This is a genomic window from Hoeflea prorocentri (assembly GCF_027944115.1).
Classification (GTDB): domain Bacteria; phylum Pseudomonadota; class Alphaproteobacteria; order Rhizobiales; family Rhizobiaceae; genus Hoeflea_A; species Hoeflea_A prorocentri.
This window is the reverse complement of the sequence record NZ_JAPJZI010000001.1, coordinates 4,298,504-4,323,614: the sequence shown is the minus strand read 5'-3', so window position 1 is coordinate 4,323,614 and position 25,111 is coordinate 4,298,504. Positions and strand designations below refer to the sequence as shown.

At 59.9% G+C, this 25,111-nt stretch carries 19 protein-coding genes; 11 read left to right on the top strand and 8 right to left on the bottom strand.

All coding sequences use genetic code 11. The features are described 5' to 3' along the window. Window positions 1-5: 5 nt before the first annotated feature. From OQ273_RS20330 to trxA, 11 genes are all read left to right on the top strand, one after another. Window positions 6-1,817 carry a stimulus-sensing domain-containing protein gene (locus OQ273_RS20330; RefSeq protein ID WP_267992751.1) on the top strand — a complete coding sequence of 604 codons (1,812 nt, stop codon included), beginning with the start codon at window positions 6-8 and terminating at the stop codon, window positions 1,815-1,817. A gap of 6 nt (window positions 1,818-1,823) precedes the next feature. Continuing rightward, window positions 1,824-2,297, top strand: a complete 474-nt coding sequence (locus tag OQ273_RS20325; protein WP_267992750.1) for an HPr kinase/phosphorylase — start codon at window positions 1,824-1,826, stop codon at window positions 2,295-2,297. Window positions 2,298-2,453: 156 nt separating this feature from the next. Next, window positions 2,454-2,855, top strand: coding sequence for a PTS sugar transporter subunit IIA (locus tag OQ273_RS20320; RefSeq protein WP_267992749.1), 402 nt, complete (start codon window positions 2,454-2,456; stop codon window positions 2,853-2,855). Window positions 2,856-2,858: 3 nt separating this feature from the next. Continuing rightward, window positions 2,859-3,149: an HPr family phosphocarrier protein gene (locus OQ273_RS20315; protein WP_267992748.1), complete on the top strand. Its 291-nt coding sequence runs from the start codon at window positions 2,859-2,861 to the stop codon at window positions 3,147-3,149. A 155-nt stretch (window positions 3,150-3,304) separates the two neighbouring features. Then, complete coding sequence (gene ahcY, locus OQ273_RS20310; RefSeq protein ID WP_267992747.1) at window positions 3,305-4,705, top strand: adenosylhomocysteinase; 1,401 nt, start codon at window positions 3,305-3,307, stop codon at window positions 4,703-4,705. A 274-nt stretch (window positions 4,706-4,979) separates the two neighbouring features. After that, a complete protein-coding gene (locus OQ273_RS20305) occupies window positions 4,980-7,442 on the top strand; it encodes a sensor histidine kinase (RefSeq protein WP_425493432.1) in 2,463 nt (820 codons plus the stop codon). A gap of 22 nt (window positions 7,443-7,464) precedes the next feature. Then, complete coding sequence (gene tsaE, locus OQ273_RS20300; protein ID WP_267993164.1) at window positions 7,465-8,970, top strand: tRNA (adenosine(37)-N6)-threonylcarbamoyltransferase complex ATPase subunit type 1 TsaE; 1,506 nt, start codon at window positions 7,465-7,467, stop codon at window positions 8,968-8,970. A 25-nt stretch (window positions 8,971-8,995) separates the two neighbouring features. Continuing rightward, the gene (locus OQ273_RS20295; RefSeq protein ID WP_267992745.1) at window positions 8,996-9,739 is read left to right on the top strand and encodes a nucleotidyltransferase family protein; all 744 of its coding nucleotides are present in this window, start codon (window positions 8,996-8,998) and stop codon (window positions 9,737-9,739) included. After that, a complete protein-coding gene (addB, locus tag OQ273_RS20290; protein WP_267992744.1) occupies window positions 9,736-12,879 on the top strand; it encodes a double-strand break repair protein AddB in 3,144 nt (1,047 codons plus the stop codon). Before OQ273_RS20295 ends, addB begins: the two co-directional genes overlap by 4 nt. Further along, window positions 12,879-16,442, top strand: coding sequence for a double-strand break repair helicase AddA (addA, locus tag OQ273_RS20285; RefSeq protein ID WP_267992743.1), 3,564 nt, complete (start codon window positions 12,879-12,881; stop codon window positions 16,440-16,442). Before addB ends, addA begins: the two co-directional genes overlap by 1 nt. Before the next feature lie 148 nt (window positions 16,443-16,590). Continuing rightward, window positions 16,591-16,911 (top strand): thioredoxin, encoded by a 321-nt coding sequence (gene trxA / locus OQ273_RS20280; protein ID WP_267992742.1) that lies wholly within the window; start codon window positions 16,591-16,593, stop codon window positions 16,909-16,911. Between the two features lie 58 nt (window positions 16,912-16,969). On the opposite strand, the gene OQ273_RS20275 is transcribed toward trxA, so the two are convergent. From OQ273_RS20275 to OQ273_RS20240, 8 genes are all read right to left on the bottom strand, one after another. After that, window positions 16,970-18,319 (bottom strand): bifunctional folylpolyglutamate synthase/dihydrofolate synthase, encoded by a 1,350-nt coding sequence (locus tag OQ273_RS20275; RefSeq protein ID WP_267992741.1) that lies wholly within the window; start codon window positions 18,317-18,319, stop codon window positions 16,970-16,972. After that, window positions 18,282-19,286, bottom strand: a complete 1,005-nt coding sequence (gene accD / locus OQ273_RS20270; RefSeq protein WP_267992740.1) for an acetyl-CoA carboxylase, carboxyltransferase subunit beta — start codon at window positions 19,284-19,286, stop codon at window positions 18,282-18,284. The genes OQ273_RS20275 and accD overlap by 38 nt, the downstream gene beginning before the upstream one ends. Before the next feature lie 50 nt (window positions 19,287-19,336). Continuing rightward, the gene (gene trpA / locus OQ273_RS20265; protein ID WP_267992739.1) at window positions 19,337-20,176 is read right to left on the bottom strand and encodes a tryptophan synthase subunit alpha; all 840 of its coding nucleotides are present in this window, start codon (window positions 20,174-20,176) and stop codon (window positions 19,337-19,339) included. 2 nt (window positions 20,177-20,178) lie between these two features. Continuing rightward, complete coding sequence (gene trpB / locus OQ273_RS20260; protein WP_267992738.1) at window positions 20,179-21,399, bottom strand: tryptophan synthase subunit beta; 1,221 nt, start codon at window positions 21,397-21,399, stop codon at window positions 20,179-20,181. 10 nt (window positions 21,400-21,409) lie between these two features. Beyond that, entirely contained in the window at window positions 21,410-22,069 is a 660-nt protein-coding gene (locus OQ273_RS20255) for a phosphoribosylanthranilate isomerase (protein ID WP_267992737.1), read from the bottom strand. 114 nt (window positions 22,070-22,183) lie between these two features. Beyond that, entirely contained in the window at window positions 22,184-22,942 is a 759-nt protein-coding gene (locus tag OQ273_RS20250; protein WP_267992736.1) for a M48 family metallopeptidase, read from the bottom strand. A gap of 82 nt (window positions 22,943-23,024) precedes the next feature. Continuing rightward, complete coding sequence (locus OQ273_RS20245; protein WP_267992735.1) at window positions 23,025-23,438, bottom strand: DUF2852 domain-containing protein; 414 nt, start codon at window positions 23,436-23,438, stop codon at window positions 23,025-23,027. Between the two features lie 213 nt (window positions 23,439-23,651). After that, a complete protein-coding gene (locus OQ273_RS20240) occupies window positions 23,652-24,929 on the bottom strand; it encodes a polyhydroxyalkanoate depolymerase (protein ID WP_267992734.1) in 1,278 nt (425 codons plus the stop codon). Between the last annotated feature and the right edge of the window lie 182 nt (window positions 24,930-25,111).

The window sequence follows — 25,111 nt, the reverse complement described above, 5'->3', positions numbered from 1 at the left end:
CAGGTATGACGGCGAGTTTTGATCACGACGATGCACCGAAACAACGCACCAGCGAAGTAGACGAAGTCGAAACGCCGGAGGAGAAGGAGTCCCGGTCCTGGGCCTATCCTTTTGTTCTGATCGGCCGTGGGCTGAGCCGGGTTATTTTTTCCAGCCTGACCCGGCGCATTCTGTTCCTGAATCTTGCCGCTTTGCTTGTCCTTTTGTCCGGCATTCTCTACCTGAACCAGTTTCGTGAAGGATTGATCGACGCCCGCGTCGAGAGCCTCTTGACGCAAGGTGAGATCATCGCCGCGGCAATTGCCGGTTCGGCCAGCGTGGAAACCGATGCGATCACCATCGATCCGGAAAAGCTGCTTGAACTTCAGGCCGGAGAAAGCATCTCGCCCGGAAGCGATATTGATGATCTGGAATTTCCGATCAATCCGGAACGTGTCGCGCCGGTCTTGCGGCGGCTGATATCGCCGACCCGCACGCGTGCCCGTATCTATGACCGCGATGCGAGCCTTTTGCTCGATTCCCAGCATCTGTATTCGGCCGGCCAGATCCTGCGCTACGAGTTGCCGCCGCTTGATGAAGAAACACTTCCCTTTGCAGAGCGCGTCATGGCGGCGCTCAACCAGCTCATTCAAAGGGCCGACCTTCCCATCTATCAGGAACAGCCGGGCGGTGACGGCACGCTCTATGAGGAGGTTCTGACAGCGTTGACGGGTGGCCGCAGCGCGGTCGTGCGCGCCACCAACAAGGGTGAACTCATTGTCTCGGTCGCGGTCCCGGTGCAGCGATTTCGGGCGGTTCTGGGTGTCTTGCTGTTGTCGACTCAGGCTGGCGACATCGACAAGATCGTGCGTGCGGAACGCCTTGCCATCGTCCGGGTCTTCATCGTCGCTGCGGCGGTGACCATTTTATTGTCGCTTCTGCTGGCCGGCACCATTGCCAATCCCTTGCATCGACTGGCCGATGCGGCGCAAAGGGTGCGCCGGGGCGTGAGCATTCGCGAGGAAATTCCCGATTTCTCCGCCCGCCAGGATGAGATCGGCAACCTTTCCGCCGCCCTGCGCGATATGACCAACGCACTTTATGACCGTATCGACGCAATCGAGAGCTTTGCGGCCGATGTCAGTCACGAGTTGAAGAACCCGCTGACCTCGCTGCGCAGCGCGGTTGAAACCCTGCCGCTTGCCCGCAACGAAGACTCGCGCAAACGGCTTCTGGACGTCATCTTGCACGATGTGCGCCGTCTCGACCGGTTGATCAGCGACATTTCCGATGCATCGCGGCTGGATGCGGAACTCGCCCGGCAGGACGCGACCCCGGTTGACCTCAAATATCTTCTTGAAGACCTGGTCAGCATTTCCGGGCAGATACGCAAACGCGCCAAGGCGGTTGCCCTTGAGCTGGAGATTGACCGGTCCAGCCCCGCCAAGAACAGGTTTATCGTTTCCGGTCATGATCTGCGCATCGGGCAGGTCATCACCAATCTGATAGAAAACGCCCGCTCATTCGTACCCGATATCGGCGGCCGGATAACAATCCGCCTGACCGCCACCCGCAATGACTGTCTTATCTATATCGAGGACAACGGCCCCGGAATCAGCGCCGAGAACATCGACCATATTTTCCGCCGCTTCTACACCGACCGGCCCGAGGGTGAGGCCTTTGGTCAAAACTCCGGTCTTGGCCTTTCAATCAGCCGGCAGATTATCGAGGCGCATGGCGGCACGCTGACCGCCGAAAACATCGTTGACGAAACGACGGGCGATCGCCGCGGCGCGCGCTTCATCGTTCGCCTGCCCATGCGGCGCCCGGAGCGCTGATCCGCCATGGCGGAACCAGACGGCGAAAAGACCCGGCCGAATATTCACGCGACCGCGCTAGTCGTTGGAGAGACAGGCATTTTGATTCAGGGACCGGCCGGCAGCGGCAAGAGCCGTCTTGCGGCCGGTTTTATCCAGGCAGCCGGCGTCGCCGGCCGCTTTGCCGCCTTGGTGGCGGACGATCAGGTTCTGCTCCAGGCAGCCGGCGGGCGCATCCTCGCCATTGCGCCTGAGCCGACGCAGGGCCTGTTCGAGGTCCGTGGCGCCGGTATTGTCCATGTGCCGTTCCTGAGGCGTGCGGTTATGCATATTGCCGTTGCTGTTGGTGACGTTTCAACGGCCAGCCGTCTGCCCGATCCGGCGCTTCGCCGCGAACTGATCGACGGTTTGACGCTGCCCTTGCTCTATCTCCAGCCGAACCGTCTTCCCGATCCCTATGAAATCGTGATGGCAAGGCTGGAAAACCGGTTGCTTGCATGAAAACCGCCGAATTCAGTTGAAATGCGGTTCAGGCACAATTATGCGTTAACGATCAGTCCGTAGAAGCTGCGCGGATTTGCGGCAGTCGGCAGCCTGTTGAAGCGGAATTTGATCGGGCATATGATCCGGCCCAGCCGGACGCAGGAGCAGGTGCAGATGATAGGACTAGTGCTTGTCACCCATGGCAAGCTCGCCGAGGAATTCCGCAACGCGCTTGAACACGTTGTCGGGCCTCAAAAACTGCTGGAAACGGTTTCCATCGGCCCGGAAGACGACATGGACCAGCGCCGCATGGATATCATCGAGGCCGTATCGAAGGTTGATGACGGCGATGGCGTCATCATCCTCACCGATATGTTCGGCGGCACACCGTCCAACCTGTCCATATCGGTGATGGATGGCGGTCAGACGGAGGTTGTGGCCGGGGTCAATCTTCCGATGCTGATCAAGCTTGCAAGCGTGCGCTCTGAAAACGACATGGAAAAGGCACTGGCCGAAGCGCAGGAGGCCGGACGCAAATATATCAATGTCGCAAGCCGCGTCCTCAGTGGAAAATAATCTATGGATGAGGTTGTGAACGGGCAGCAGGTCCGCACATTCTGTATCGTCAACAAGCGTGGTCTTCATGCCCGGGCTTCGGCCAAATTCGTCCAGTTGGCGGAGAGCTTCGATGCCGAGGTCTCCGTGAGCAAGGATGGCGTCAGCGTCGGCGGCACCTCGATCATGGGCCTGATGATGCTCGCTGCCAGTCCCGGTTGCAGTATCGATGTGTCGGCCTCCGGACCGGATGCGGAAAAGGCTCTGGATGCATTGGACAAGCTGATAGCGGATCGCTTCGGCGAAGATAGCTGACGGGGTCAGCGTCGCAGGACCCAAGTCATATAAAGACTTCTTTATATCTTGTTGCCCTTTTGGGCCCGGGCTGCTAAAGGCGGCGGGGAGAGGATTGGCTTGCCGCAATGGCGCGGCGCGGGCAAAAGCGCCCGACATCGCATTCGGAGTAAGAGATGAGCACTGCTGAAGACTTTGTTGTTGCCGATATCGGTCTTTCCGATTTCGGACGCACGGAAATTGAGATCGCCGAAACCGAGATGCCGGGCCTGATGGCGTGCCGGGAGGAATTCGGGGCCAGCCAGCCGCTGAAGGGCGCGCGTATTTCTGGGTCATTGCATATGACCATCCAGACAGCGGTTCTGATCGAAACGCTCCAGGCGCTTGGCGCTGAGGTTCGCTGGGCCTCTTGCAACATCTTTTCGACACAGGACCATGCGGCTGCCGCAATCGCCAAAACCGGTACTCCGGTCTTTGCCGTCAAGGGTGAAACGCTGGAAGAATACTGGACCTACACTGACAAGATCTTTCAGTGGGCCGATGGCGGCGTATCGAACATGATCCTCGATGATGGTGGCGACGCCACCATGTATATTCTGCTGGGCGCACGCGCCGAGGCCGGAGAGGACGTGCTTAAGAATCCGGGCTCGGAAGAAGAAGAGGTTCTGTTCGCGCAAATCCGCAAGCGGCTGGAACAGTCTCCCGGTTTCTTCACCCGTCAGCGAGACGCCATCAAGGGCGTGACCGAGGAGACAACGACCGGCGTCAACCGCCTCTACCAGTTGCAGCAGAAGGGTCTGCTGCCGTTCCCGGCCATCAACGTCAACGACTCGGTCACCAAGTCGAAATTCGACAACAAATATGGCTGCCGCGAGTCGCTTGTCGACGGCATTCGCCGGGCGACCGATGTGATGATGGCCGGCAAGGTCGCCGTGGTCTGCGGCTACGGCGATGTCGGCAAGGGATCGGCAGCGTCGTTGCGCGGGGCGGGCGCCCGTGTCCAGGTCACCGAGATCGATCCGATCTGTGCGCTTCAGGCCGCGATGGACGGGTATGAGGTTGTTCAGCTCGAGGATGTTGTCGCCACAAGCGACATCTTCATCACCACAACCGGCAACAAGGACGTGATCCGCATTGAGCATATGCGCGCCATGAAAGACATGGCCATTGTCGGTAACATTGGTCACTTCGACAATGAGATCCAGGTTCAGGCGTTGCGCAATTTCAAATGGCAGAACGTCAAGCCGCAGGTCGACATGATCGAGTTTCCCGATGAAACGCGCATGATACTTCTGTCGGAAGGCCGTCTGCTCAACCTCGGAAACGCCACCGGCCATCCGTCCTTTGTCATGTCGGCATCATTCACCAATCAGGTGCTGGCGCAGATCGAGCTGTACGGAAAAGGCGAGAAATACGGCAATGAAGTTTACGTGCTTCCCAAACATCTGGATGAGCGGGTCGCCAAGCTGCATCTGGACAAACTTGGCGCCAATCTCAGTCAGCTTTCTGAAGAACAGGCGGACTATATCGGCGTGACCCAGGAGGGTCCGTTCAAGCCGGAACACTACAGATACTGATTTTCGAAATCTTACCCACAATATATAGTAGCCGCGCTCTTGACAAAGGGCGCGGTTTCTTTTTTGGGCCCGCATCTTCACCATGATTCGCGAACAAGTTACTATAAAGTCACAATGATTCGCGGACTTGGCTGTCATGTTCCGGCCTGCGGATCAGGCTGTCTTGGCAGGATGCGGCAAAGAGGAACAAGACATGCCGGAGACCGAATCGTCTCGGACGGCGGGCGCCACATCGGTGGTGTACGGGGAATGTAAAAAGGACACACGAGGCTGGATGGGTAAATCCATGGCCGGGCTCGCGCTGACTGCGTCGACCTTTTTGTCGGGCGCCGCCACGGCGCAGACCCTGGTTGAGGGTCCAGTTTCAAACAGCAACGGCCTGTTCGTCAATTCATTTGAAGTCATGAATTTTGCCCTCGTGCTCGGCGCCGTGTCGGCAGCCATGATTTCCGCTATCTGGGTCATCCGGGAACGCGGTCGGGTTTCATTGCATAATGAGCGGCTTTCAGCGGCGCTCAGCGAGGCCAAGGCCCAGTTGACGCGCCTCGACGCGCTGGTGGTTGAAAAAGACCGCTGCTACGTGATCTGGGACGGGCAGTCTCCGGTCCAGTTCCTTGGCAGCTTGCCGATGCACTCCGGCGCGCCGCCCTCCAATCCCGACTTCCTGGCTTTTGGCCGCTGGCTTGATCCCGCCAGTGCTGCCCGTATCGATCATGCGATCGATTCGCTGCGCAGCCATGCCAACGGGTTTGACATTGAAATCGAAACCCGCCGTGGTCATTTCCTCGAGGCTCAGGGCCGTACATCCGGCGGACGCGCCTTTGTGCGCTTTTCACCGCTGGCCAACACCCGCTCGGAACTTGCCGGCCTGCAGGCCGAGCACGATCGGCTGGTCGCTGCCATAGACACAATGCGCACGCTCCTCAACTCGCTCGACATGCCCGCCTGGCACCGCGATTCAGAGGGCCGCCTGATCTGGGTGAACCAGTCCTATGCCAGCGCGGTCGAGGCGGTGGACGGAGCCGATGCCGTCGAGCGCAATCTGGAACTGCTTGGCACGCAGACCCGTTCGCGTGTCGAGGCCGAAAGACTGCCCGACAGACCCTTTATCGATATGGTCTCGACAGTCGTACACGGCCATCGCAAGTTTTTTGAAGTCACCGATTGCACTAGTGTTTCCGGGTCGGCCGGCCTTGCCCACGATGTCAGTGAAATCGAAGCCGTGCGCGAGGAACTCAAGCGCACTCTCGACAGCCATTCCGAAACGCTGGATCATCTGGCAACCCCGGTTGCGATCTTCGACAGCGACCAGCGGCTGCAGTTTTACAATCAGGCCTTCCAGAGCCTTTGGGAGCTGGACACGCCCTATCTGGAATCAAAACCCACCAATGGCGAGTTCCTCGAGCGGTTGCGCACGGCTGGCCGTTTGCCGGAGCCGGCGGCCTGGCGCGAGTGGAAGGACACGATCCTGTCCGTCTATCAGTCGGTCAATCCGCAGCCGGATCTGTGGCACCTGCCGGACGGGCAAACGCTCAACGTCTTTGCCAATGTGCATCCGCGCGGCGGCGTGACCTGGGTGTTTGAAAACCTGACCGAAAAATACGACCTGGAGACGCGCTACAACACGCTGGTCAAGGTGCAGGGCGAGACGATCGACCATCTGGCCGAAGGCGTTTGTGTTTTTGGTGCCGACGGCCTGCTGAAACTGTCCAACCCGGCCTTCAGGGCGCTTTGGGCGATTCCGGAAAAATCGGCCGAGGCAGGCGCCCATATCAATCAAATCAAGGATATCTGCAGCCCGTCCTATGACCAGCCGGATGGCTGGGAACACTTCTCCGCCATCATCACCGGTTTCGATGAGGAGCGCGAAACCTATGAGGGCCGTCTGGAGCTCAACAGCGGCATCGTGCTTGATTATGCGGTTGTGCCGCTACCCAATGCCCAGATAATGCTGACATTCGTCAATGTTACAGATAGCGCCAAGGTCGAAAAGGCGCTGACGGACAAGAACGAAGCCCTGCGCATGGCGGATGCATTGAAGAACGACTTTGTCCAGCACGTGTCCTACGAACTGCGCTCGCCACTGACCAACATTATCGGCTTTACCGATCTTCTGAAGACACCGCAGATCGGCGAACTCAATCCGCAGCAGGCCGAATATGTCGATCACATCTCGACATCTTCCGCTCTCCTGCTGACGATCGTCAACGACATTCTCGATCTCGCCACGGTGGATGCCGGTATCATCGAGCTCGATATGCATCGTCTCGATCTGAAGGAACTGACCGGCGAGGTCGCCGAGCTGATCGACGCCCGTCTGAATGAAAACGGCATAAAACTTGAGATCGACATCGGCGAGGGCGCGGAAACGATCACCGCGGATGCACAGCGCCTGAAGCAGATTCTGTTCAAGCTTTTGAGCAATGCCGCCAACTACGCGCCCGAAGGCAGCACGGTGAGCCTTGAATGCAGCCGCGATGGCGGCGAGATCGTCATTGCCGTCAGCGACAGCGGACCCGGAATCCCTGGCGATATTCTCAAAACCGTCTTCAATCGCTTTGAGGCCCATAACGGCACCGGACGCCGTGGCGGGGCGGGGCTTGGCCTTTCCATTGTTGACAGTTTTGTCAGCCTGCATAACGGTAAGGTAACCGTCAGCAGCGACGAGGGTTCAGGTACCCGCGTCGCCTGCCGTTTGCCCGAAAGCCCGCCGCTTCCGTCACAGGCGGCCGAATAGCAGGAAACCGTCAAGATTGGCCGTGCCGCCGATTGATATCTCACTAACCGACGAGCAGGCCACACGGCGGCTTGGGCAGGATCTGGCCCTTGCGCTGCAACCGGGTGACTGCCTGGCTTTGCGTGGTGATCTTGGGGCGGGCAAATCCACCCTCGCCCGCGCAATCATAAGATGCTTGGCCGACGATGATGCACTGGACGTTCCGAGCCCGACCTTCACGCTGGTTCAAAGCTACGGGCTGCGCATTGCCGTTTCTCATCTCGATCTTTACCGGATTTCCGATCCCGACGAGCTTGAAGAGCTCGGCCTTGATGAGGCCCTGGAAGATGGCGCCGCGCTGATCGAATGGCCCGAACGGGCCGGCGGGCAACTGCCGGCCGATACGGCTGAAATCGCGTTGACGGAAGAAGAAGGCAATGCGCGGCGCGTGTCCGTCACCGGCCCGCAATCCTTCATGGACCGGTTTGGGCGCTCACGGCTGATCCGGGCGTTTCTTGATAAATCCGGCTTCGCCGATGCCGACCGGGTCTTTTTCTCCGGCGACGCATCGACCCGTGTTTATGAACAGATCAGAACCGCTGCCGGCGAGCATTATATTTTGATGAATGCGCCCGAGCGGCTGATCGGACCGGTTCTGAAGGACGGCAAGCGCTATGCGCAAATCGCTCATGTGGCCGAGGACATTCGCCCCTTTGTTGCCATTGCAGGGTTTTTGAGTTCCGGCGGTTTCAGGGCACCGTCCATAAAAGCCGGTGATCTCGACGCCGGGCTTCTTGTCCTGGAAGATCTTGGCAGCACGCTGATAGCCGACAAGGAAGGCAGACCGTTGGCTGAGCGGTGGGAAGCGGCGATTGACTGTCTGGCCGCCCTGCATCGTCTGACAATTCCCGCATCGCTGCCCGTGCCGGGTGAAGCGGCTCACGACATCCCGCCATTTGACCGTGATGCCATGCTGATCGAGGTGGAACTTCTACCACGCTGGTATCTGCCTCACCGTCTGGGGGAAGCTGCCCTTCCAGCTTTTGAAACATCCTTTCATGCCGCCTGGGATGACCTCATCAAGCGTCTTTCCGAGGCAGAGAAGAGCCTGATTCTGCGCGACTTCCACTCGCCGAACATTCTCTGGCAGGACGATGAAGAGGGCATTCGAAGGGTCGGGCTGATTGATTTCCAGGATGCGATGATCGGACCGGCTGCCTATGACGTTGCATCGCTTGTCCAGGATGCGCGCGTCACTGTCGCACCCGAGCTGCATGACCGTCTGGTTGATCATTATGAAACCGCCCGCCAGGGCGATACGGGATTTGACCCGGCCGGGTTCCGCGAAGCTCTCGCCATCATGGAAGCCCAGCGGGCAACCAAGATCCTCGGTCTTTTCATCCGTCTCAAGCAACGCGACGGGAAGCCCGGCTATATGCGGCATCTGCCGAGGATCGAGGCCTATCTGCGGCAGGCGCTCGCCCATCCTGTCCTCAGTTCACTCAGGGCGTGCTATGCACAGCTTGGATTGATCGAAGGCGAATCATAAACAAGAGCCAAAAGAAGGCACCGCCATGCCGGATACAGCCATGATCCTTGCCGCCGGGCTTGGCAAGAGAATGCGCCCCATCACCGACACGCTGCCAAAGCCGCTGGTGCCGGTGGATGGCAGGCCCATGATCGATTATCTGTTCGACAGCCTTGAAGAGGCCGGTGTCCGGCGCATTGTCGTCAACGTCCACTATCTTGCCGATCAGCTTGTCGGGCATATCTCGGCACGCATGGGCGACAGCGTCATTATTTCGGACGAACGCGCCGAGTTGCTGGAATCGGGTGGCGGCGTGGTGCGCGCGCTTCCGATGCTGGGAACCGAGCCGTTTTATATTCTCAATGCCGACACGTTCTGGCTCGACCGTCCAGGTGGAAGGCCGCATCTGTCGTCGCTTGCAGAGGCCTGGGATCCCCAAAGGATGGACATGCTCTTGACGGTCGCGGCGATGGACAATGTCATCGGATATGGCGGCAAGGGCGATTTTCAGATGGATTCTGAAAATCGTATCGCGCGCTATGACGGCATGTCGCGGGATCCCTTCGTCAACATGGGCGCTGCAATCGTCAGCCCGTCGATATTTGATCACGCGCCTGCCGGACCGTTTTCTCTCAATCGCTGTTATGACGAAGCGATCGCCAGGGGTCGTCTTTTCGGCTTGCACGGCGATGGGCTCTGGCTCACCATTGGAACGCCTGAGGCGATCGGCGAGGCAGAAGAAGCGATGGATGAATTTCGCAGCGAGCGGGCAGCAGGCCCGCACCCATGAGCAGACCCCGGCTCTTCACCATCGCGCCGGGCATTCCGTTCCTCGGCCGGCTGGCCGAAGCGTTGTGTAATGGAGAACTGATTGATGGGTTCTCGCAGACAACGGATAATCCGCTCGCCCTGGCCGGAGTGACAATCTACGTTCCGACCCGTCGCGCGGCCCGCGCCCTGCGGTCCGAATTCGTCGATGCGGCCGGATATAAATCGGCGATCCTGCCAACGGTCAGGACATTGGGCGAAGCCGAGGATGACGCCGAATTCCTCGAAGAGAACGATCCCGCGCTTTTTGATCTGTCGCCGCCGGTTGGCGCGACCGAAAGACTGCTTGAGCTGGCGCAGCTGATCATGGCCTGGAAGCGGAACCTGCCGAAGGCCGTCTCGGAATTTCATGGTGACAACAGGCTGATCGCGCCGGCCAATCCCGCCGATGCCATCTGGCTGGCGCGCGGCCTCGCCGAATTGCTGGAGGCCATGGAAACGGAGGACAGGCCCTGGTCGGCACTCGGTGATGTGGTTGGCGAAGATCATGCGGTCTGGTGGCAACTTACCCTTGAATTCCTCAAGATCGCCGCCGCCTTCTGGCCGGACCGGCTAGGCGAACTCAAGCGGTCCGACCCATCGGCGCACCGCAATGCGGTTTTGCTGCGTGAGGCCGAACGCCTTTCAGACAATCCGCCGGATGGCCCCGTTATTATTGCCGGATCGACCGGATCGATACCGGCTACGGCGGAGCTGATGAAGGTTGTCGCGTCCCTGCCGCTGGGCGCGGTTGTTCTTCCTGGTCTCGATACCGGGTTGGAGGCAGATGTGTGGGCCCTCGTTGAGGGAGCCAGGGAGGGCGAACGCCTTCATCCGGCCACTTGCGCGCATCCGCAATATGGTCTGGCGGCGTTGCTTCGCCGCCTGCGGGCAACGCGTGAAGATGTCTTGTCTCTCGGCGCACCGGCACCTGCTGTCGCCTCGCGTAATATGCTGGTCTCCCGTGCTCTGATGCCGGCGGAGGCAACCGCGGATTGGGCATCCTTCGAACAGCCGGATACCCTTGCCGCCTTCACCGATGTTGAATTGATCGAGGCATCCAACGAGCGGGAGGAAGCGCTGGCCGTCGCCGCCGCGATCCGGCTCGCAGCCGATCGCCCGGCAGACACTGAAGGCAGTCCGCCGCAGATTGCGCTGGTCACCCCCGATCGGAACCTGGCCCGGCGTGTCGCTTCCGAACTGCAGCGTTTCGGCATCGAGGCGGATGATTCCGGCGGAACGCCGCTGGCCCTCAGCCCTCAGGGCACATTGCTGCAACTGCTGCTGCAATCGGTCTTTGCCCCTGATCGGTCGGTTGCCCTCGCCGGGCTTTTAAAACATCCGCTCGCGCGGTTTGGCATGAACGCCGGCGCGGCGCGTCGGTCTGCTCGGTCTTTGGAACGCATTGCACTGAGAGGCGGCACCGGCGGGGCCGATCCGGGAGGCCTCCTTGACCTTTTTGAGCGCCGGTTAGGGGAACGGCTTGCAGAAAAACGGCATGCGCCGAACTGGCAGCGCCGCCTGTCCGAGGAGGATATCGCTGCGGCACGGCACTTGGCGGAGGCGGTCGACGCAGCGTTTCAGCCGCTCGCATCGCTGAAGGAAGGCACTGTCGCCGATTGGGCCTGCGAAACGGCTCATGTTATCGAACATATCGCAGGCGATCAAAACGGCGATCTGACCGGTCTGTGGGGCGATGAAGCCGGTGAAAAGCTCGCCTCGCTGTTATCGGCGGCCATGGAAGACCGGTCCGGATTTTCGTGCAATGGACCCGAATGGATGCAGGCTGCGCCGGCGGTGATTGCCGGTGAACTGGTCAAGCCGCGGGCAGGCGGCCATCCGCATATCTTCATCTGGGGTGCCCTTGAGGCGCGATTGCAGCATGTCGATACACTGATCCTTGCCGGCCTGAACGAGGGGACATGGCCGGGCAGCATTGCCGGCGACCCGTTCCTGTCGCGGGCCATGAAGGCGGCGGTTGGGCTTGAGCCGCCGGAGCGGCGCATCGGCCTTGCCGCTCACGATTTTCAGATGGGCCTTGGCGTTCAGCACGTCGTGCTCAGCCGTTCGGCCCGGGCCGCAAATGCCCCAACGGTCGCCTCGCGCTGGCTTCAACGCCTGTCGGCAGTGTTAGGCAAGGAAGAAACCGGTCGCCTGCGCGCGCGCGGCGAAAACTATCTGCGCTGGGCGGCAATGCTCGATGAAGGCAAGGACCGTCCACTTGCAACGCGCCCGGCTCCAAAGCCGCCAAAGGACCTGCAGCCCAAACGCTATTCCTTTTCCGAGGTGCGCACCCTCAGACGCGACCCCTATGCGATCTACGCCAAACGAGTGCTTCGGCTGGATCCGGCCGAACCTTTGCTGCGCGAGCCGGGTCCGGCGGAAAGGGGCACGCTTTATCACCGCATTCTTGAACGGTTCATCGAGGAAACCGGCGATCTTGATGCATCGGATGCACTTGAGGGCCTCAATGCCATTGCAGATCGTGAATTTGCGACCGAAAATCTTCCGGACCACTTGGCTTTGATCTGGCGGGCGCATTTCGACAAGGTGGCGACGGCTTTTGTTGACTGGGAGCAGGGACGTTCCGGAGCCGTTACGGCGCGGTTTACAGAAAGCCGCGCCCAAATGGACATCGCGGCCTGCAACATTACGCTCTCCGGCATGGCCGACCGTATTGATCTTGATCCGCAAGGCCGCGCCGAGATTTTCGACTACAAGACCGGATCGTCCCCAAGCCGCAAGGTCGCCTGGACGCTGCTCGACCCGCAGCTTCCGCTTGAAGCTGCGGCGCTGCGCGCCGGAGCGTTTGAAGGGCTTGATGCTCCGGAGCCGGTAAGCCTTGCCTATATCAGGCTCAAACCCGATCCCGTGCTGAAGGTCGAGGCAATCGAGGGAACCGTTCAGTCCAGCGACAAGACGAAGTCAGCGACCGATCTGGCCGAGGAATCGATTGAACGCCTGAGCGATCTTGTAATGGCGCTGGCGGACGGCAGTGTCGGATTTGCTTCGCAGGTCATTCCCGATCCAACTGCGATTTATGGGCGTGATTACGATCATCTTGCCCGGCTGCGGGAATGGTCTTCCGCGGATGCCGGTGATGATGGCGGAGGCGATAGCTGATGCCTCGCAAGACACCGCCCAATCCCGGAGAATTTGTCGAACGGGATCTCGACTGGACGACGCGCCAGCAGAGCATGGCGTCCGATCCCGCACGGTCGGCATGGGTTTCGGCCAATGCAGGCTCCGGCAAGACGCATGTATTGTCTCAACGGGTGATCCGCCTTCTTCTGGCCGGGTGTCGGCCCTCGGCCATCCTGTGTCTGACCTACACAAAGGCTGCCGCCTCCGAAATGGCGAACAGGGTCTTCGAACGCCTCGCCGAGTGGACAGTGCTGTCCGACGCGGAGCTGGCCGAAAGGATTGGCGAACTTGAGGGGCGAAAACCCGATGCAGCCCGGCTTGCCTTTGCCCGCCAGCTTTTTGCCCGTGCTCTGGAAACGCCGGGTGGCCTGAAAATCCAGACAATCCACGCCTTCTGTGAAGCTGTCCTGCACCAGTTCCCGCTGGAGGCCAATGTTGCAGGTCATTTTGAGGTCATGGACGAGGCGGATGCCGCGCGGCTTTTGGGCAAGGCGCGCGAGACCCTGCTGTCCACAGTTGCCTCCGGTGACGATGCCGAACTGGTGGACGCATTCGGCATTGTCCTCGACGCGGCGGGCGAGTGGGGTCTTGAAGAGCTGCTCGCCGAACTTGTTCGCCGCCGCCGCCCGGTGCGTGATTTCATCTCCGCCGCGCAGCGCTTCGGCGGTCCCGGTCCGGTATTGCGCAAGGCGCTCAGTCTCGGCGTCGACGAAACCGATGAGGGGATCATTGCCGGAGCATGGCCCCTGCCCTCGATCTCGCCAAGCGACATCTCCGTCTATGGTGCCGCGGCGGCCAGTCAGAAAGCAAAAACGCCAATGACCATGGCCGGCGGACTGGCGGACATTGCCGAACTGAAAGACAGCAATGAAAGATTTGAACGCCTGATAGCGTTGTTTCTTAAGAAGGACGGTCAACCGCGCAGTTTTTCCAAGGCTGCATCCGCAGGCGTTCGCGCGGTCTTTCCTGAGATTGAGGACAAGCTCAATGATGCGGCGCTTTACCTGCAGGCACTCATCGATCGCCAGCGCACACTGCGCATGGTCGAGGCAACCTGCGCGGCGCTGGTTCTCGCCGGTCGTATGGACCGAGAATATGAAAGCCTGAAGCGGCGCGGCGGACGGCTCGATTTCGAGGACCTGGTGTCAAGGACGGCAATCCTGCTTGAACGCGAGGGCGCTGGGCCCTGGGTTCATTACAAGCTCGATCAGGGCATCGATCATATCCTGGTCGACGAGGCCCAGGACACAAGCCCCGAACAATGGGCGGTGATCACAAAGCTGGCGGAAGAATTCTTTGCCGGCAAAGGGTCGCGCGACGACGACCGGACGCTTTTTGCCGTCGGTGACGAAAAACAGTCGATCTATTCCTTTCAGGGCGCACGGCCCGAACTGTTCCTCGCCACCGGCCACGACATCAACCAAAGGGCATTGGCAGCCGAAAAGCGTTTTGACGCGCTCAGCCTTTACTTGTCTTTCCGCTCGACCGGCGATGTCCTCGCCGCGGTCGACGCCGTCTTTTCCGAGAAGGCAAACAGCAAGGGCCTGACATCGGCTGGCGACGGTGTGACCCATGCGTCCAACAGGGCGCGTGAGCCCGGCTCCGTGGATATCTGGGAGGTGATCGGGAAGGAGGCAGGCGACGATCAGGAAGACTGGAGGGCGCCCTTCGACGCCACTCCGGAATCCGCCCCGCCGGCTCTGCTGGCCGCGCGCGTTGCCGGAACGATCCGCGACTGGCTGGCGAATGGCGAAACCCTCACGCGCAATGGCGAAAGGCGGGCGCTCAGCGCCGGTGACATCCTCATCCTCGTGCGTAAACGAGACAGCTTTGTCGCCGCGCTCATGCGGGCTCTGAAGCGAAATGGCATCGCGGTGGCGGGCGCCGACCGGCTCAAGCTCGTCGAACACATTGCCGTCGAGGATTTGATGGCGCTTGGCCGCGTCATGTTGAACCCGGGCGATGATCTGTCGCTCTGCGCGGTGTTGAAGAGCCCCCTGTTCGATTTTTCCGAAGAAGACATATTCGAACTGGCGGCCCGCCGGGCTGAAAATCAGGATGTTCATTCAAGGCTCGCCGATCTTGCCGCCGAGCGGGGCGGGCGCTTTGCCGAGGCCGACAAACGCATCGGCGAGCTGCTTTCGCGCGCTGACCGCATGCCGGTGTTCGACTTCTATGCCCGGCTTCTGGGGCGCGACGGCGGGCGAGCGAAATTCCTGGCGCGGCTCGGCCATGAGGCCAGCGATGTCCTTGATGAGTTCCTGAATTTCGCGCTTGAACAGGAGACCGCCGCCCTGCCCGGCCTTCAGGCTTTCCTCACTACGCTGGAAAGCAGCTCGCCGGAGATTAAGCGCGAATTGGAACAGGGCCGCGACGAGGTGCGCATCATGACGGTTCATGCCTCGAAGGGGCTGGAAGCGCCGGTCGTTTTCCTGGTGGATTCAGGCGGCCAGCCCGCCGACAGCCGGCATGTTCCAAGATTGCGGTCACTGCCGCTTGAAAAGACAGTCGGTCCGCTGCCGCCTGCCATCCTTTGGGTTCCGGGAAAGGCAACCTCCAACAGCACAGCGGATTCACTGAAATCCTCGATCATGGAGGCTTCCGAAGACGAATACCGCCGGCTGCTTTACGTCGGCATGACCCGGGCTGCCGACCGGCTGATTGTCTGCGGTTATCACGGTTTGCGGCAGCCGGCCTACCTGCACTGGCACCGAATGGTGGCCGAGGCGCTTGGCGCGCGGACGGAAGCAAAAGATACGGTTTATCGGGCCGCAGGTCAGGAGTGGGGCGGACTGCATTTTTCCATTTCCGAAGATGATCTGCCGGAAAGACAAAGGCAGGAAACTGAAAAAACCCGAGAACGGGAGCCGCTGCCCCCCGGGTTGAGCAGGCCGCTGGCGGCAACAGAGCGTCTGCCGCGGCCGCTCGCGCCTTCGGCCGCCGGTGTCATTATCGATGGCAGTGCGCAGGCTGGCGTCACCGCCTCGCCGATCTTCGGAGCAATGTCGTCTTCGAACAAACCGATGGAACGCGGCCGGATCATCCACCGTCTGCTGCAACTGTTGCCCGGTCTTGCGCCGGACGACCGCGCCGCCGCCGCCGAGCGTTATCTCCATCGCGCTGTGCGGGACTGGCCGGAAGACGAGCGCCGGTCCATTGCCGGATCTGTCCTCAATATTCTGTCGAACGACCGGTTTTCAGGCTGTTTTGCGCCGGGCAGTCAGGCCGAGGTGGCGATCATGGGTACGCTCGACGTGGCCGGTCAGGAAAGGGCCGTGTCCGCCCGGCTCGACCGTATTGCCGTCACGCCGGAGAAGGTTTTGATTGTTGACTACAAGACCAACCGGCAACCGGTGATGCGCCTTGAGGATGTCCCGCCCCTCTATGTGCTTCAGATGGCCCTTTACCGTGCTCTCGTTCAGCCGCTTTATCCGGACCGCCCGGTCGAATTGGCGCTGCTTTTCACCGAAGCGCCGGTCCTGCTGCCTTTGCCGGGCGAGATGCTTGAAGCCGCCCTTGCCGATCTGGAACGAGAATCGTAGCCCGGCCGGGTTTTCAAAAGAACTTTGCGCCGATTGACAACAAAGTGACATGCCGGTCCTTGAAATCAGCGACCGCGTACAAGATATTAGCAACAACTAAAATGTTTGCGCCAGGCCGCGGACAATGCAAAACGAAGGAGCTTAAGCCATGGCCACCGTCAAGGTCGACACATCCAACTTCCAGTCAGAGGTTCTCGAAGCCGCGGAACCTGTCGTTGTGGACTTCTGGGCAGAATGGTGTGGACCATGCAAGATGATCGCACCCAGCCTTGAGGAAATTTCCACCGAAATGGCGGGCAAGGTGAAGGTCGCGAAGATCAATATCGACGAGAATCCGGATATTGCCGCTCAGTATGGCGTGCGCTCGATCCCGACGCTGGCCATGTTCAAGGGCGGTGAGGTTGCCGACATCAAGGTCGGTGCATCTCCGAAATCAGCCCTGTCCAACTGGATCAGCGGCTCGGTCTGATCCGACCCGATAGCTGTATGTGAACCGCACCGCCAATTGGCGGTGCGGTTTTTGCTTGTCAGGACGGCACCAGGCCGTTTTCGGCGAGTATATCGCCGATCAGATAGAGCGAACCGCCGATGAGGATACGCGGCGGCGCTTCCATATCCTTGAAGTCCTCGCGCATCATGGCGAGCGCCTGCATTACATCGGAGGCCGGTTGAGACGACAGGCCGGCGCTGGCGGCATCTTCGGCAAGAACAACCGGGTCGATCCCGGCGTCCGAACCTTGAACCGGAACCGTATAGACGTGGCGCGCCATACCTGCAAAGGCCGCAAAATAACCGACCGGGTCCTTGGTGTTGATCATACCGCTCACCAGGAAAAGCGGTCTTTCCTTGCGTTCTTCCAGCTCGGCGAGCATCTCTGCAATGGCATGGCCGGCTGCGGGATTGTGCCCGCCGTCGATCCATATTTCGGCGCCCGCAACGGCCTCGTCAATCAACGGTCCGTCCGTGACCGGTTGCATGCGGCCCGGCCATTTGGCCTGTTGAAGGCCCTCTTCAATTGCCCTGTCTGAAATATTGAACCCCGCCGCCTTGAGGGCGCGGATCGCAGCGGCGGCATTTGAAAGCTGATGGCGGCCCGGAAGCTGCGGCAGTGTCAGGTCCGACAGACCCATTTCATCCTGATAGACAAGACGGCCATGTTCTTCATGGGCGTGGTAGTCCTGTCCATAGACGCTGAGCGTGCAGCCTAGCCGGTCGGCTGTGGCAACCACCGTATCGCGGGCCGCGTCTTCCTGCTGAAATCCGACGACAACCGGAACGCCAGCCTTGATGATTCCGGCTTTTTCCGCCGCGATCAGTTCCACGCGATCGCCAAGATAAGCCTGGTGATCGAGCGATATGGGCATAATCAGGCTGACAGCGGGTTTCTTCATCACATTGGTGGCGTCGAAACGGCCACCGAGCCCCACCTCCATCACGGTTGCGTCCGCCGGATGTTCGGCAAACAGCAAAAAAGCCACCGCGGTCAGGATTTCAAAGACAGTAATCGCCTCGCCGTCATTGGCCTTTGCCACGCGGCGGATCGCTTCGGCCAGCACCGCATCGTCCACAAGCTGGCCCGGCCTGGCTTTCTCGCCAATGCGGAAGCGCTCATGCCAGTGCACCAGGTGTGGAGACGTGTGAACATGCACCGCGAGGCCTTCGGCTTCGAGGATGGCACGGCAGAATGCCCCGGCTGACCCCTTGCCGTTGGTGCCGGCGATATGAATGACGGGTGGCAACCTGTCCTGAGGGTTACCGAGTTTTTCCAGCAATCGTTCGACACGTCCGAGCGAAAGGTCGTAACCTTTCGGATGCAGGCGCATCAGATGTTCGATTTCATCAGCCGCTGTTGTTTGCGTCACGGTTTTCCGGTCCATTGGCCACCGCCTCGGCCGCCTCGACGGCGGGCATCGGCTCGGTTTCGCTCTCGACAATCACCGCATCGGGCTCTTCAACCGCACCATCTGGCGACGGGGCGGCGTCGATCTGGTGAGGGGGCTTCTTCATCATGATGTTCAAAAGCCGTGCCAGCGTATCGGGAAGGTCGTGCCGTGAGACCACCATGTCGACCATGCCGTGTTCCATCAGATATTCCGATGTCTGGAAACCTTCGGGAAGCTTTTCATGGATTGTCTGTTCGATCACGCGCTTGCCGGCAAAACAGATTTCCGCACCGGGCTCGGCGATGTGGATGTCTCCCAGCATTGCGTAGGATGCGGACACGCCGCCCGTGGTGGGATTGGTCAGGACAACAATATAGGGCAGGCCGGCTTCTTTCAGCATTTCGACCGCCACTGTCGTGCGCGGCAACTGCATCAGCGACAAAATACCCTCCTGCATGCGCGCGCCGCCTGAGGCTGCAAACATGACAACGGGACAATTCTGTTCAACCGCGACCTCGAAGGCCCGGATGATCGCCTCTCCGGCCGCAACGCCAAGCGAGCCGCCGATAAAGGAAAAATCGTGCGCGCAGGCCACGGCCCGCACACCCTTGATGGTGCCGACCCCGGCAATGATGGAGTCTTCCAGCCCGGTTTTGGCCCGCACATCGCGCAGACGGTCGGTATATTTTTTGGAATCGCGGAACTTCAGTGGATCCTGAACCGCCTGCGGCCGTTCGATTTCTTCGAACGCGCCATTGTCGAACAAGTATTTCAGCCGCGCCTCAGCGGAAATCTTCATGTGATAGCCCGAGGCGGGAATGACCCACAGATTCTCTTCAAGATCCGTATGGAACACCATTTCCCCGGTTTCAGGGCATTTGATCCAAAGGTTTTCCGGAACATCCCGGCGTCCAAGCATCGAGTTTATCTTCGGACGCACAAAGCTGGTAATCCAGTTCACGGCGCAGTACTCCAGGTCTTCAACAGGTTCGAACCGGTAATGTGGGCATTTTACTCCGCGACCGCAAGGCGCGCGGTGTGGACACCCTCGGCAAGCGAGCGCACGAGTTCGGCGACACGCTCGGTGGTCGCGTCGGTCGCTGCACCCGACTGATCCAGCGAATCGGCAACCGCATTGACGATTGCGGTTCCGACAACAACGCCATCCGCCGATGCGCCGATAGCCCGGGCCTGCTCGCCCGTCTTCACGCCGAAGCCGACGCAGACGGGAAGGTCGGTATGACCTTTGATGCGCGCAACGGCGGCGCCGACCTTGTCGGTATCGGGCAGTGCCGAGCCGGTAATACCGGTCATGGACACATAATAAACAAAGCCCGACGTGTTCCGCAGCACAGTGGGAAGGCGCTTGTCATCCGTTGTCGGCGTGGCAAGGCGGATAAAGCTGATGCCTTTTTCCAGTGCGGGAAGGCACAGTTCGTCATCCATTTCGGGCGGCAGGTCGACGACGATCAACCCGTCAATCCCGACCGCAACCGCGTCGTCGAGAAAGCGGTCGACACCGTAGATATAAATGGGGTTGTAGTAGCCCATCATGACGATCGGCGTGTCCGGGTCGTCCTTGCGGAAATCCGATGCCATCTGCAGCGTCTTGGCAAGGGTCTGTCCACCCTTGAGCGCCCGGAGGCCGGCGGCCTGGATCGCAGGCCCATCGGCCATCGGATCCGAGAACGGCATGCCGAGTTCGATAATATCAGCGCCGGCGCCCGGAAGCGCCTTCATGATATCAAGGGACGAGGCATAGTCCGGATCGCCGCCCATGAAATAGGTCACCAGAGCCGGGCGGCCCGCATCGGCCAGTTTGGCAAACCGTTTGTCCATTCGAGTGGTCATTGTTACAGCTCCACTCCAAGGTGTTTGGCGGCGGTAAAGACATCCTTGTCGCCCCGTCCGCACAGATTCATGACAATGATGTCGTCCTTGCCCATCGAAGGTGCCCGCTTGATCACTTCGGCAAGGGCGTGGGACGGCTCCAGTGCCGGAATAATGCCTTCCACGCGCGTCAATCGCTGGAAGGCCTCCAGGGCTTCGTGGTCCATAATGGGTACATATTCGACGCGCCCGCTATCCTTCAGCCAGGAGTGCTCCGGACCGATACCGGGATAATCGAGCCCCGCCGAAATCGAATGCCCTTCTTCGATCTGACCGTCTCCGTCCTGAAGCAGATAGGTGCGGTTGCCGTGCAATACGCCCGGGCGGCCCGCCGTCAGCGATGCACAGTGCTCATTGGTGTCGAGGCCCTTGCCGCCGGCTTCGACACCGACGATCCGCACGGAATCATCGTCGAGGAACGGGTGGAACAGACCGATCGCATTGGAACCGCCGCCGACGGACGCCACGATCATGTCGGGCAGGCGGCCTTCGCGCTCCATGAGCTGTTCCTTGGTTTCCTGTCCGATCACGGACTGAAAATCGCGCACCATTTCCGGGTAAGGGTGGGGGCCGGCTGCCGTGCCGATCAGGTAATAGGTGTTTTCGACATTCGTCACCCAGTCGCGCAGAGCCTCGTTCATCGCATCCTTGAGCGTTCCGTTTCCGGCGCTTACCGGAATGACCTCTGCTCCCAGGAGCTTCATACGGAACACGTTGGGAGCCTGTCGCTCGACATCGGTCGCGCCCATATAGACAACGCAGGGAAGGCCAAAGCGTGCGGCGACGGTTGCCGCCGCGACGCCGTGTTGTCCGGCGCCCGTTTCGGCAATGATGCGGGTTTTGCCCATGCGCTTTGCCAGCAGAATCTGTCCGAGGCAGTTGTTGATCTTGTGCGAGCCGGTGTGATTGAGCTCGTCGCGTTTGAAATAGATCTTGGCGCCACCCAGTTCCTCCGTCATCCGTTCAGCGAAATAGAGCGGGCTTGGGCGGCCGGTATAGTGCGTGTTGAGGCTTGTCAGCTCGGCCTGATACTCCGGGTCTTCCTTTGCCTTGTCCCACGCGTCCTGAAGGTCGAGGATCAGCGGCATCAGCGTTTCGGCGACGAAGCGTCCGCCGAAAATGCCGAAACGGCCGTCTTCATCAGGGCCGGCTCGGAATGAATTGGGTTTGGCTGGCTTGTTCAATGCACACTCCTCAGGCGGGCAAGCGCTGCTCGGCGCGCCGGACCGCTTCGAAAAAACCGGCGATAAGGCCGGGGTCCTTTTCACCCGGAGCCCCTTCGACGCCGGATGACACGTCAATGGCGGGGGCGCCGGTTCCGATGATTGCTTCGCTGATATTGCCGGCGTTCAGGCCGCCGGAAAGCAGATAGTCGATGCCGCCGTCGAGGCCGGACAGAATGCTCCAGTCGAAGGCCACGCCGTTTCCGCCGGGCAGCTCGGCGCCGGGCGGCGGTTTGGCATCGAAGAGCAACTGGTCCGCGACGCCGACATAGTCCCTGACAGCGGCAAGATCGGCAGCTTCACGGATGGCGAAGGCCTTGATGACAGGCAGGCCGAAGCGCTCCTTGATCTGCGCTACCCGCTCAGTGCTCTCTTTGCCGTGAAGCTGCAGATAATCCGGTTTGACCCCGGCAACGATCTCGTCAAGCAGGGCATCGTCCGCATTCACCGTAACGGCAACCGTCCTGGCGCGCCCGCGTGCCCGCTCTGCCAGAAGTCCGGCATCGCGCGGCGTTATGTTGCGTGGGCTTTTCGGGAAGAAAATGAAGCCGATATAGGCCGCGCCGCCCTTGAGGGCGGCATCGACCGCTTCTTCCGTTTTCAGCCCGCATATTTTAACCGGAACGCTCATGGGGTGCTCGTCGCATGATTTTTCTGCAGAGTCGAGCATTTTGCTTGCCGTTTTGGGCTGAAATTAGCCGCCCGACAGAGGCTCACACCGGGCCGAAGGACCGTAAAGGTGAGATCAGCCTTTGAAATCGATCGAATGCAGCGCCGAACCGTTGCGCTTCAGCCAGGATTTGGCTTCGTCGGTGCGGGGGCACAGGCGTTTGCATAGAGACCAGAAACGCGGCCCGTGGTTCATTTCCTCAAGATGCGCGACCTCATGGGCGGCCAGATAATCGATCACATGATCCGGCGCCATGACGATCCGCCAGGAAAATGAGAGCCGGCCCTGCGCCGTGCATGAACCCCAACGGCTTTTGGTGTCTTTCATGCTGACGGCCGCAACGGTCTTTCCCAATGCCTCCGCATGGCGTGCAACGGCCTCTTCCAGTTCGCCGCGTGCCAGTTTCTTCAGGAAATCCGCCGTACGGCGGCCCAGATGTTCCGGCGCACCGCCGACAAAGAGCACAGGCTCGCCATCAATCTCACCGGTCTGGCTGATGCCACGTGGCTTGCCGGTTCTGACAATCCTGTGCGCAACGCCGCGAATATCGATCGAGCCGCCCTCGGTCACGGTGCTTGATTTCGGCAGTTTGGCAAGCCGCGCGGTGAGCCAGCCATGGTGGCGGTGAAGGAAATTGTCGATCTCCGTGTCGGCCAAGCCCACCGGCACCGACATGCGCAACGCCCTGCCCCCGGGTTCAATACGCAGGGTCATGCGTTTCGCGCGCACGTTTTCATTGATTTTGAGCGGCAGGCGACGCCCGGCAACCGCAATATCACGGCCACGCTCCGGTCGTTCTTGAGCCGATTTCAAACGTCTCTTCAGGCCGAACATACAAGCTCTTTAAGCGATTCTCACCACACAAAAAAGGCGCCCCTGAGGGGCGCCAGTCTTTTCAAGGCATAGTCGTTGAAGACTATTCTTCCGGATCGAGATCCACAGTCTGGCTTTTCTTGCGTTTAGCCATAAAGCGGTCGAAATCCTTCTGGTCCTTGGCCCGCCGCAACTCGCGCATATATTCGTCGAATTCCTCGCGTGCCTCGTCAAGCTTGCGGCGCTCTTCAGCGAGACGTTCAAGCTCGGCCGCCCGCCAATCATCGAAGGCAACATTTCCGGTCCGGGCGTGATAGCTGTGGCGCGAACGTTTGCAGCCTGCAAACATGTCGTCCGTCGCCTTGTTCACATCCCGTTTGAAACCGTCAAGCCGATCTCCCCAGATGATATAGGCAAGCATGGCAAGGCCCAGAGGCCAGAATACGACAAAGCCAAGCACCATCAGTCCGATGGTCAAGGGAGTCCAGGCAGGACGCAGCATTGTGGTATTGGTCATCGATAAGCCCTTTGAGTAGGAAACGGCAGACATTGCCGCTTACGCTTTTTGATGTGGGGGTAAACCGGCGCGATTCAAGAAATCACAGCCAAGAAAATTGTTAAGATCTTGAAAATAAAAGATATAACGGTGCGAAAATCGTTGAGCCGCCTCGCAAGCACTACCTATAATAGCAGAAAAAATTCGCGTATAAGTAGAAAAAAGAGAAGGACGTCAGCCGCGCTTCCTGCGTCTTGTTGCGCGGGGTTTTGCGGCTTTTTTGTCGGCATCATGTGTGCGGATGAAATCGAGAATGCGCGGGGCGATTTCAGACCGGAAACGTGACCCGTTGAAGACGCCGTAGTGGCCGACGCGTGGCTGCATGTAATGCTCGCGCATGTCTTCCGGAATATTCACGCAGATGCGATGGGCCGCCTGTGTCTGGCCGACACCGGAGATATCGTCGTTCTCGCCTTCCACCGTCAGCAGCGCGACGGTTTTGATCGCCGAAGGCTCCACGAGCTCGTCGCGGTGCATGAACTCGCCTTTCGGCAGGGAGTGTTCGATGAACACCGTTTCGACCGTCTGCAGATAAAACTCCGCCGTCAGATCCATAACCGCCAGATATTCGTCATAGAACTCCCGGTGCTTCTCGGCCGAATCGCCATCGTTTTCCACCAGATGCTGGAAGAAATCCTTTTGGGCGATCACATGTTTGTCGAGGTTCATCGACATGAAGCCGGAGAGTTGCAGGAAGCCCGGATAGACCTCGCGCATGAAACCCGGCTGCGGCCAAGGTACGCGCATGATCACGTTGTCGCGGAACCATTCAATGGGCTTGGTTTCGGCCAGCGCATTCACGGCGGTCGGATTGATACGCGTGTCGATCGGTCCGCCCATCAGTGTCATGGATCGCGGCGCCAGCGGATCGCCGCGCTTTTCCATCACCGCGACGGCGGCCAGCACTGGCACGGATGGCTGGCAGACCGCCATGACATGCGTGTCGCTGCCCAGGTGATGCAGCATGTCGATGATGTAATCGACAAAGTCGTCAAGATCGAAAGAGCCGTCGGTCATCGGCACCATGCGCGCATCAACCCAGTCGGTGATGTAGATATCGGCATTGGGCAGCAAAGTTTCGACCGTGCCGCGCAGCAAGGTCGCATAGTGTCCGGACATCGGCGCAACGATCAGGATTTTCGGGTCCGGCTTGTGTTTTTGCGGCAGGCCCCGGTGAAAATGGATCAGTTTGCAGAACGGTTTTTCCCAGACGATATCTTCATGGACCGGCACGATCTGCCCGTCCACAGTCGTTTCCCTGATGCCGAATTCCGGCTTGCCGTAGCGCCGTGTCGTGCGCTCGAAGACTTCAAGACCGGCGGCCATGGTGCGGCCAGCGGGTGTTTGCGATATCGGATTGAGCGGGTTGGTATAGGCCAAGCGCATGGCATCGGCCGCTGCTCGCCAAGGCGACATGGCAGCGTGGCTGAGTTCGTAGATCTGGTAAAACATCTATCCGTGCCCCTGTGACCTGATACTAACGCGGGGACTTCCCCATATGGAGGCACCGCTTGTCCCCACAAGTCCCCGAATCATCACGTTTTTGTGCAGCGCAACGCGTTCGGTGGGACAACCTAGCAGTTTTCTGCTGCGGCGCAACAGCACAGCAGGCGGTTTGGTTGGCAGGTGTCTTT

Coding starts and splice junctions, on each gene's coding strand:
- OQ273_RS20330 (WP_267992751.1), top strand. CDS start 6: ATGACGGCGAGTTTTGATCACGACGATGCACCGAAACAACGCACCAGC.
- OQ273_RS20325 (WP_267992750.1), top strand. CDS start 1,824: ATGGCGGAACCAGACGGCGAAAAGACCCGGCCGAATATTCACGCGACC.
- OQ273_RS20320 (WP_267992749.1), top strand. CDS start 2,454: ATGATAGGACTAGTGCTTGTCACCCATGGCAAGCTCGCCGAGGAATTC.
- OQ273_RS20315 (WP_267992748.1), top strand. CDS start 2,859: ATGGATGAGGTTGTGAACGGGCAGCAGGTCCGCACATTCTGTATCGTC.
- ahcY (WP_267992747.1), top strand. CDS start 3,305: ATGAGCACTGCTGAAGACTTTGTTGTTGCCGATATCGGTCTTTCCGAT.
- OQ273_RS20305 (WP_425493432.1), top strand. CDS start 4,980: ATGGGTAAATCCATGGCCGGGCTCGCGCTGACTGCGTCGACCTTTTTG.
- OQ273_RS20295 (WP_267992745.1), top strand. CDS start 8,996: ATGCCGGATACAGCCATGATCCTTGCCGCCGGGCTTGGCAAGAGAATG.
- addB (WP_267992744.1), top strand. CDS start 9,736: ATGAGCAGACCCCGGCTCTTCACCATCGCGCCGGGCATTCCGTTCCTC.
- addA (WP_267992743.1), top strand. CDS start 12,879: ATGCCTCGCAAGACACCGCCCAATCCCGGAGAATTTGTCGAACGGGAT.
- trxA (WP_267992742.1), top strand. CDS start 16,591: ATGGCCACCGTCAAGGTCGACACATCCAACTTCCAGTCAGAGGTTCTC.
- OQ273_RS20275 (WP_267992741.1), bottom strand. CDS start 18,319: ATGGACCGGAAAACCGTGACGCAAACAACAGCGGCTGATGAAATCGAA.
- trpA (WP_267992739.1), bottom strand. CDS start 20,176: ATGACCACTCGAATGGACAAACGGTTTGCCAAACTGGCCGATGCGGGC.
- OQ273_RS20255 (WP_267992737.1), bottom strand. CDS start 22,069: ATGAGCGTTCCGGTTAAAATATGCGGGCTGAAAACGGAAGAAGCGGTC.
- OQ273_RS20250 (WP_267992736.1), bottom strand. CDS start 22,942: ATGTTCGGCCTGAAGAGACGTTTGAAATCGGCTCAAGAACGACCGGAG.
- OQ273_RS20245 (WP_267992735.1), bottom strand. CDS start 23,438: ATGACCAATACCACAATGCTGCGTCCTGCCTGGACTCCCTTGACCATC.
- OQ273_RS20240 (WP_267992734.1), bottom strand. CDS start 24,929: ATGTTTTACCAGATCTACGAACTCAGCCACGCTGCCATGTCGCCTTGG.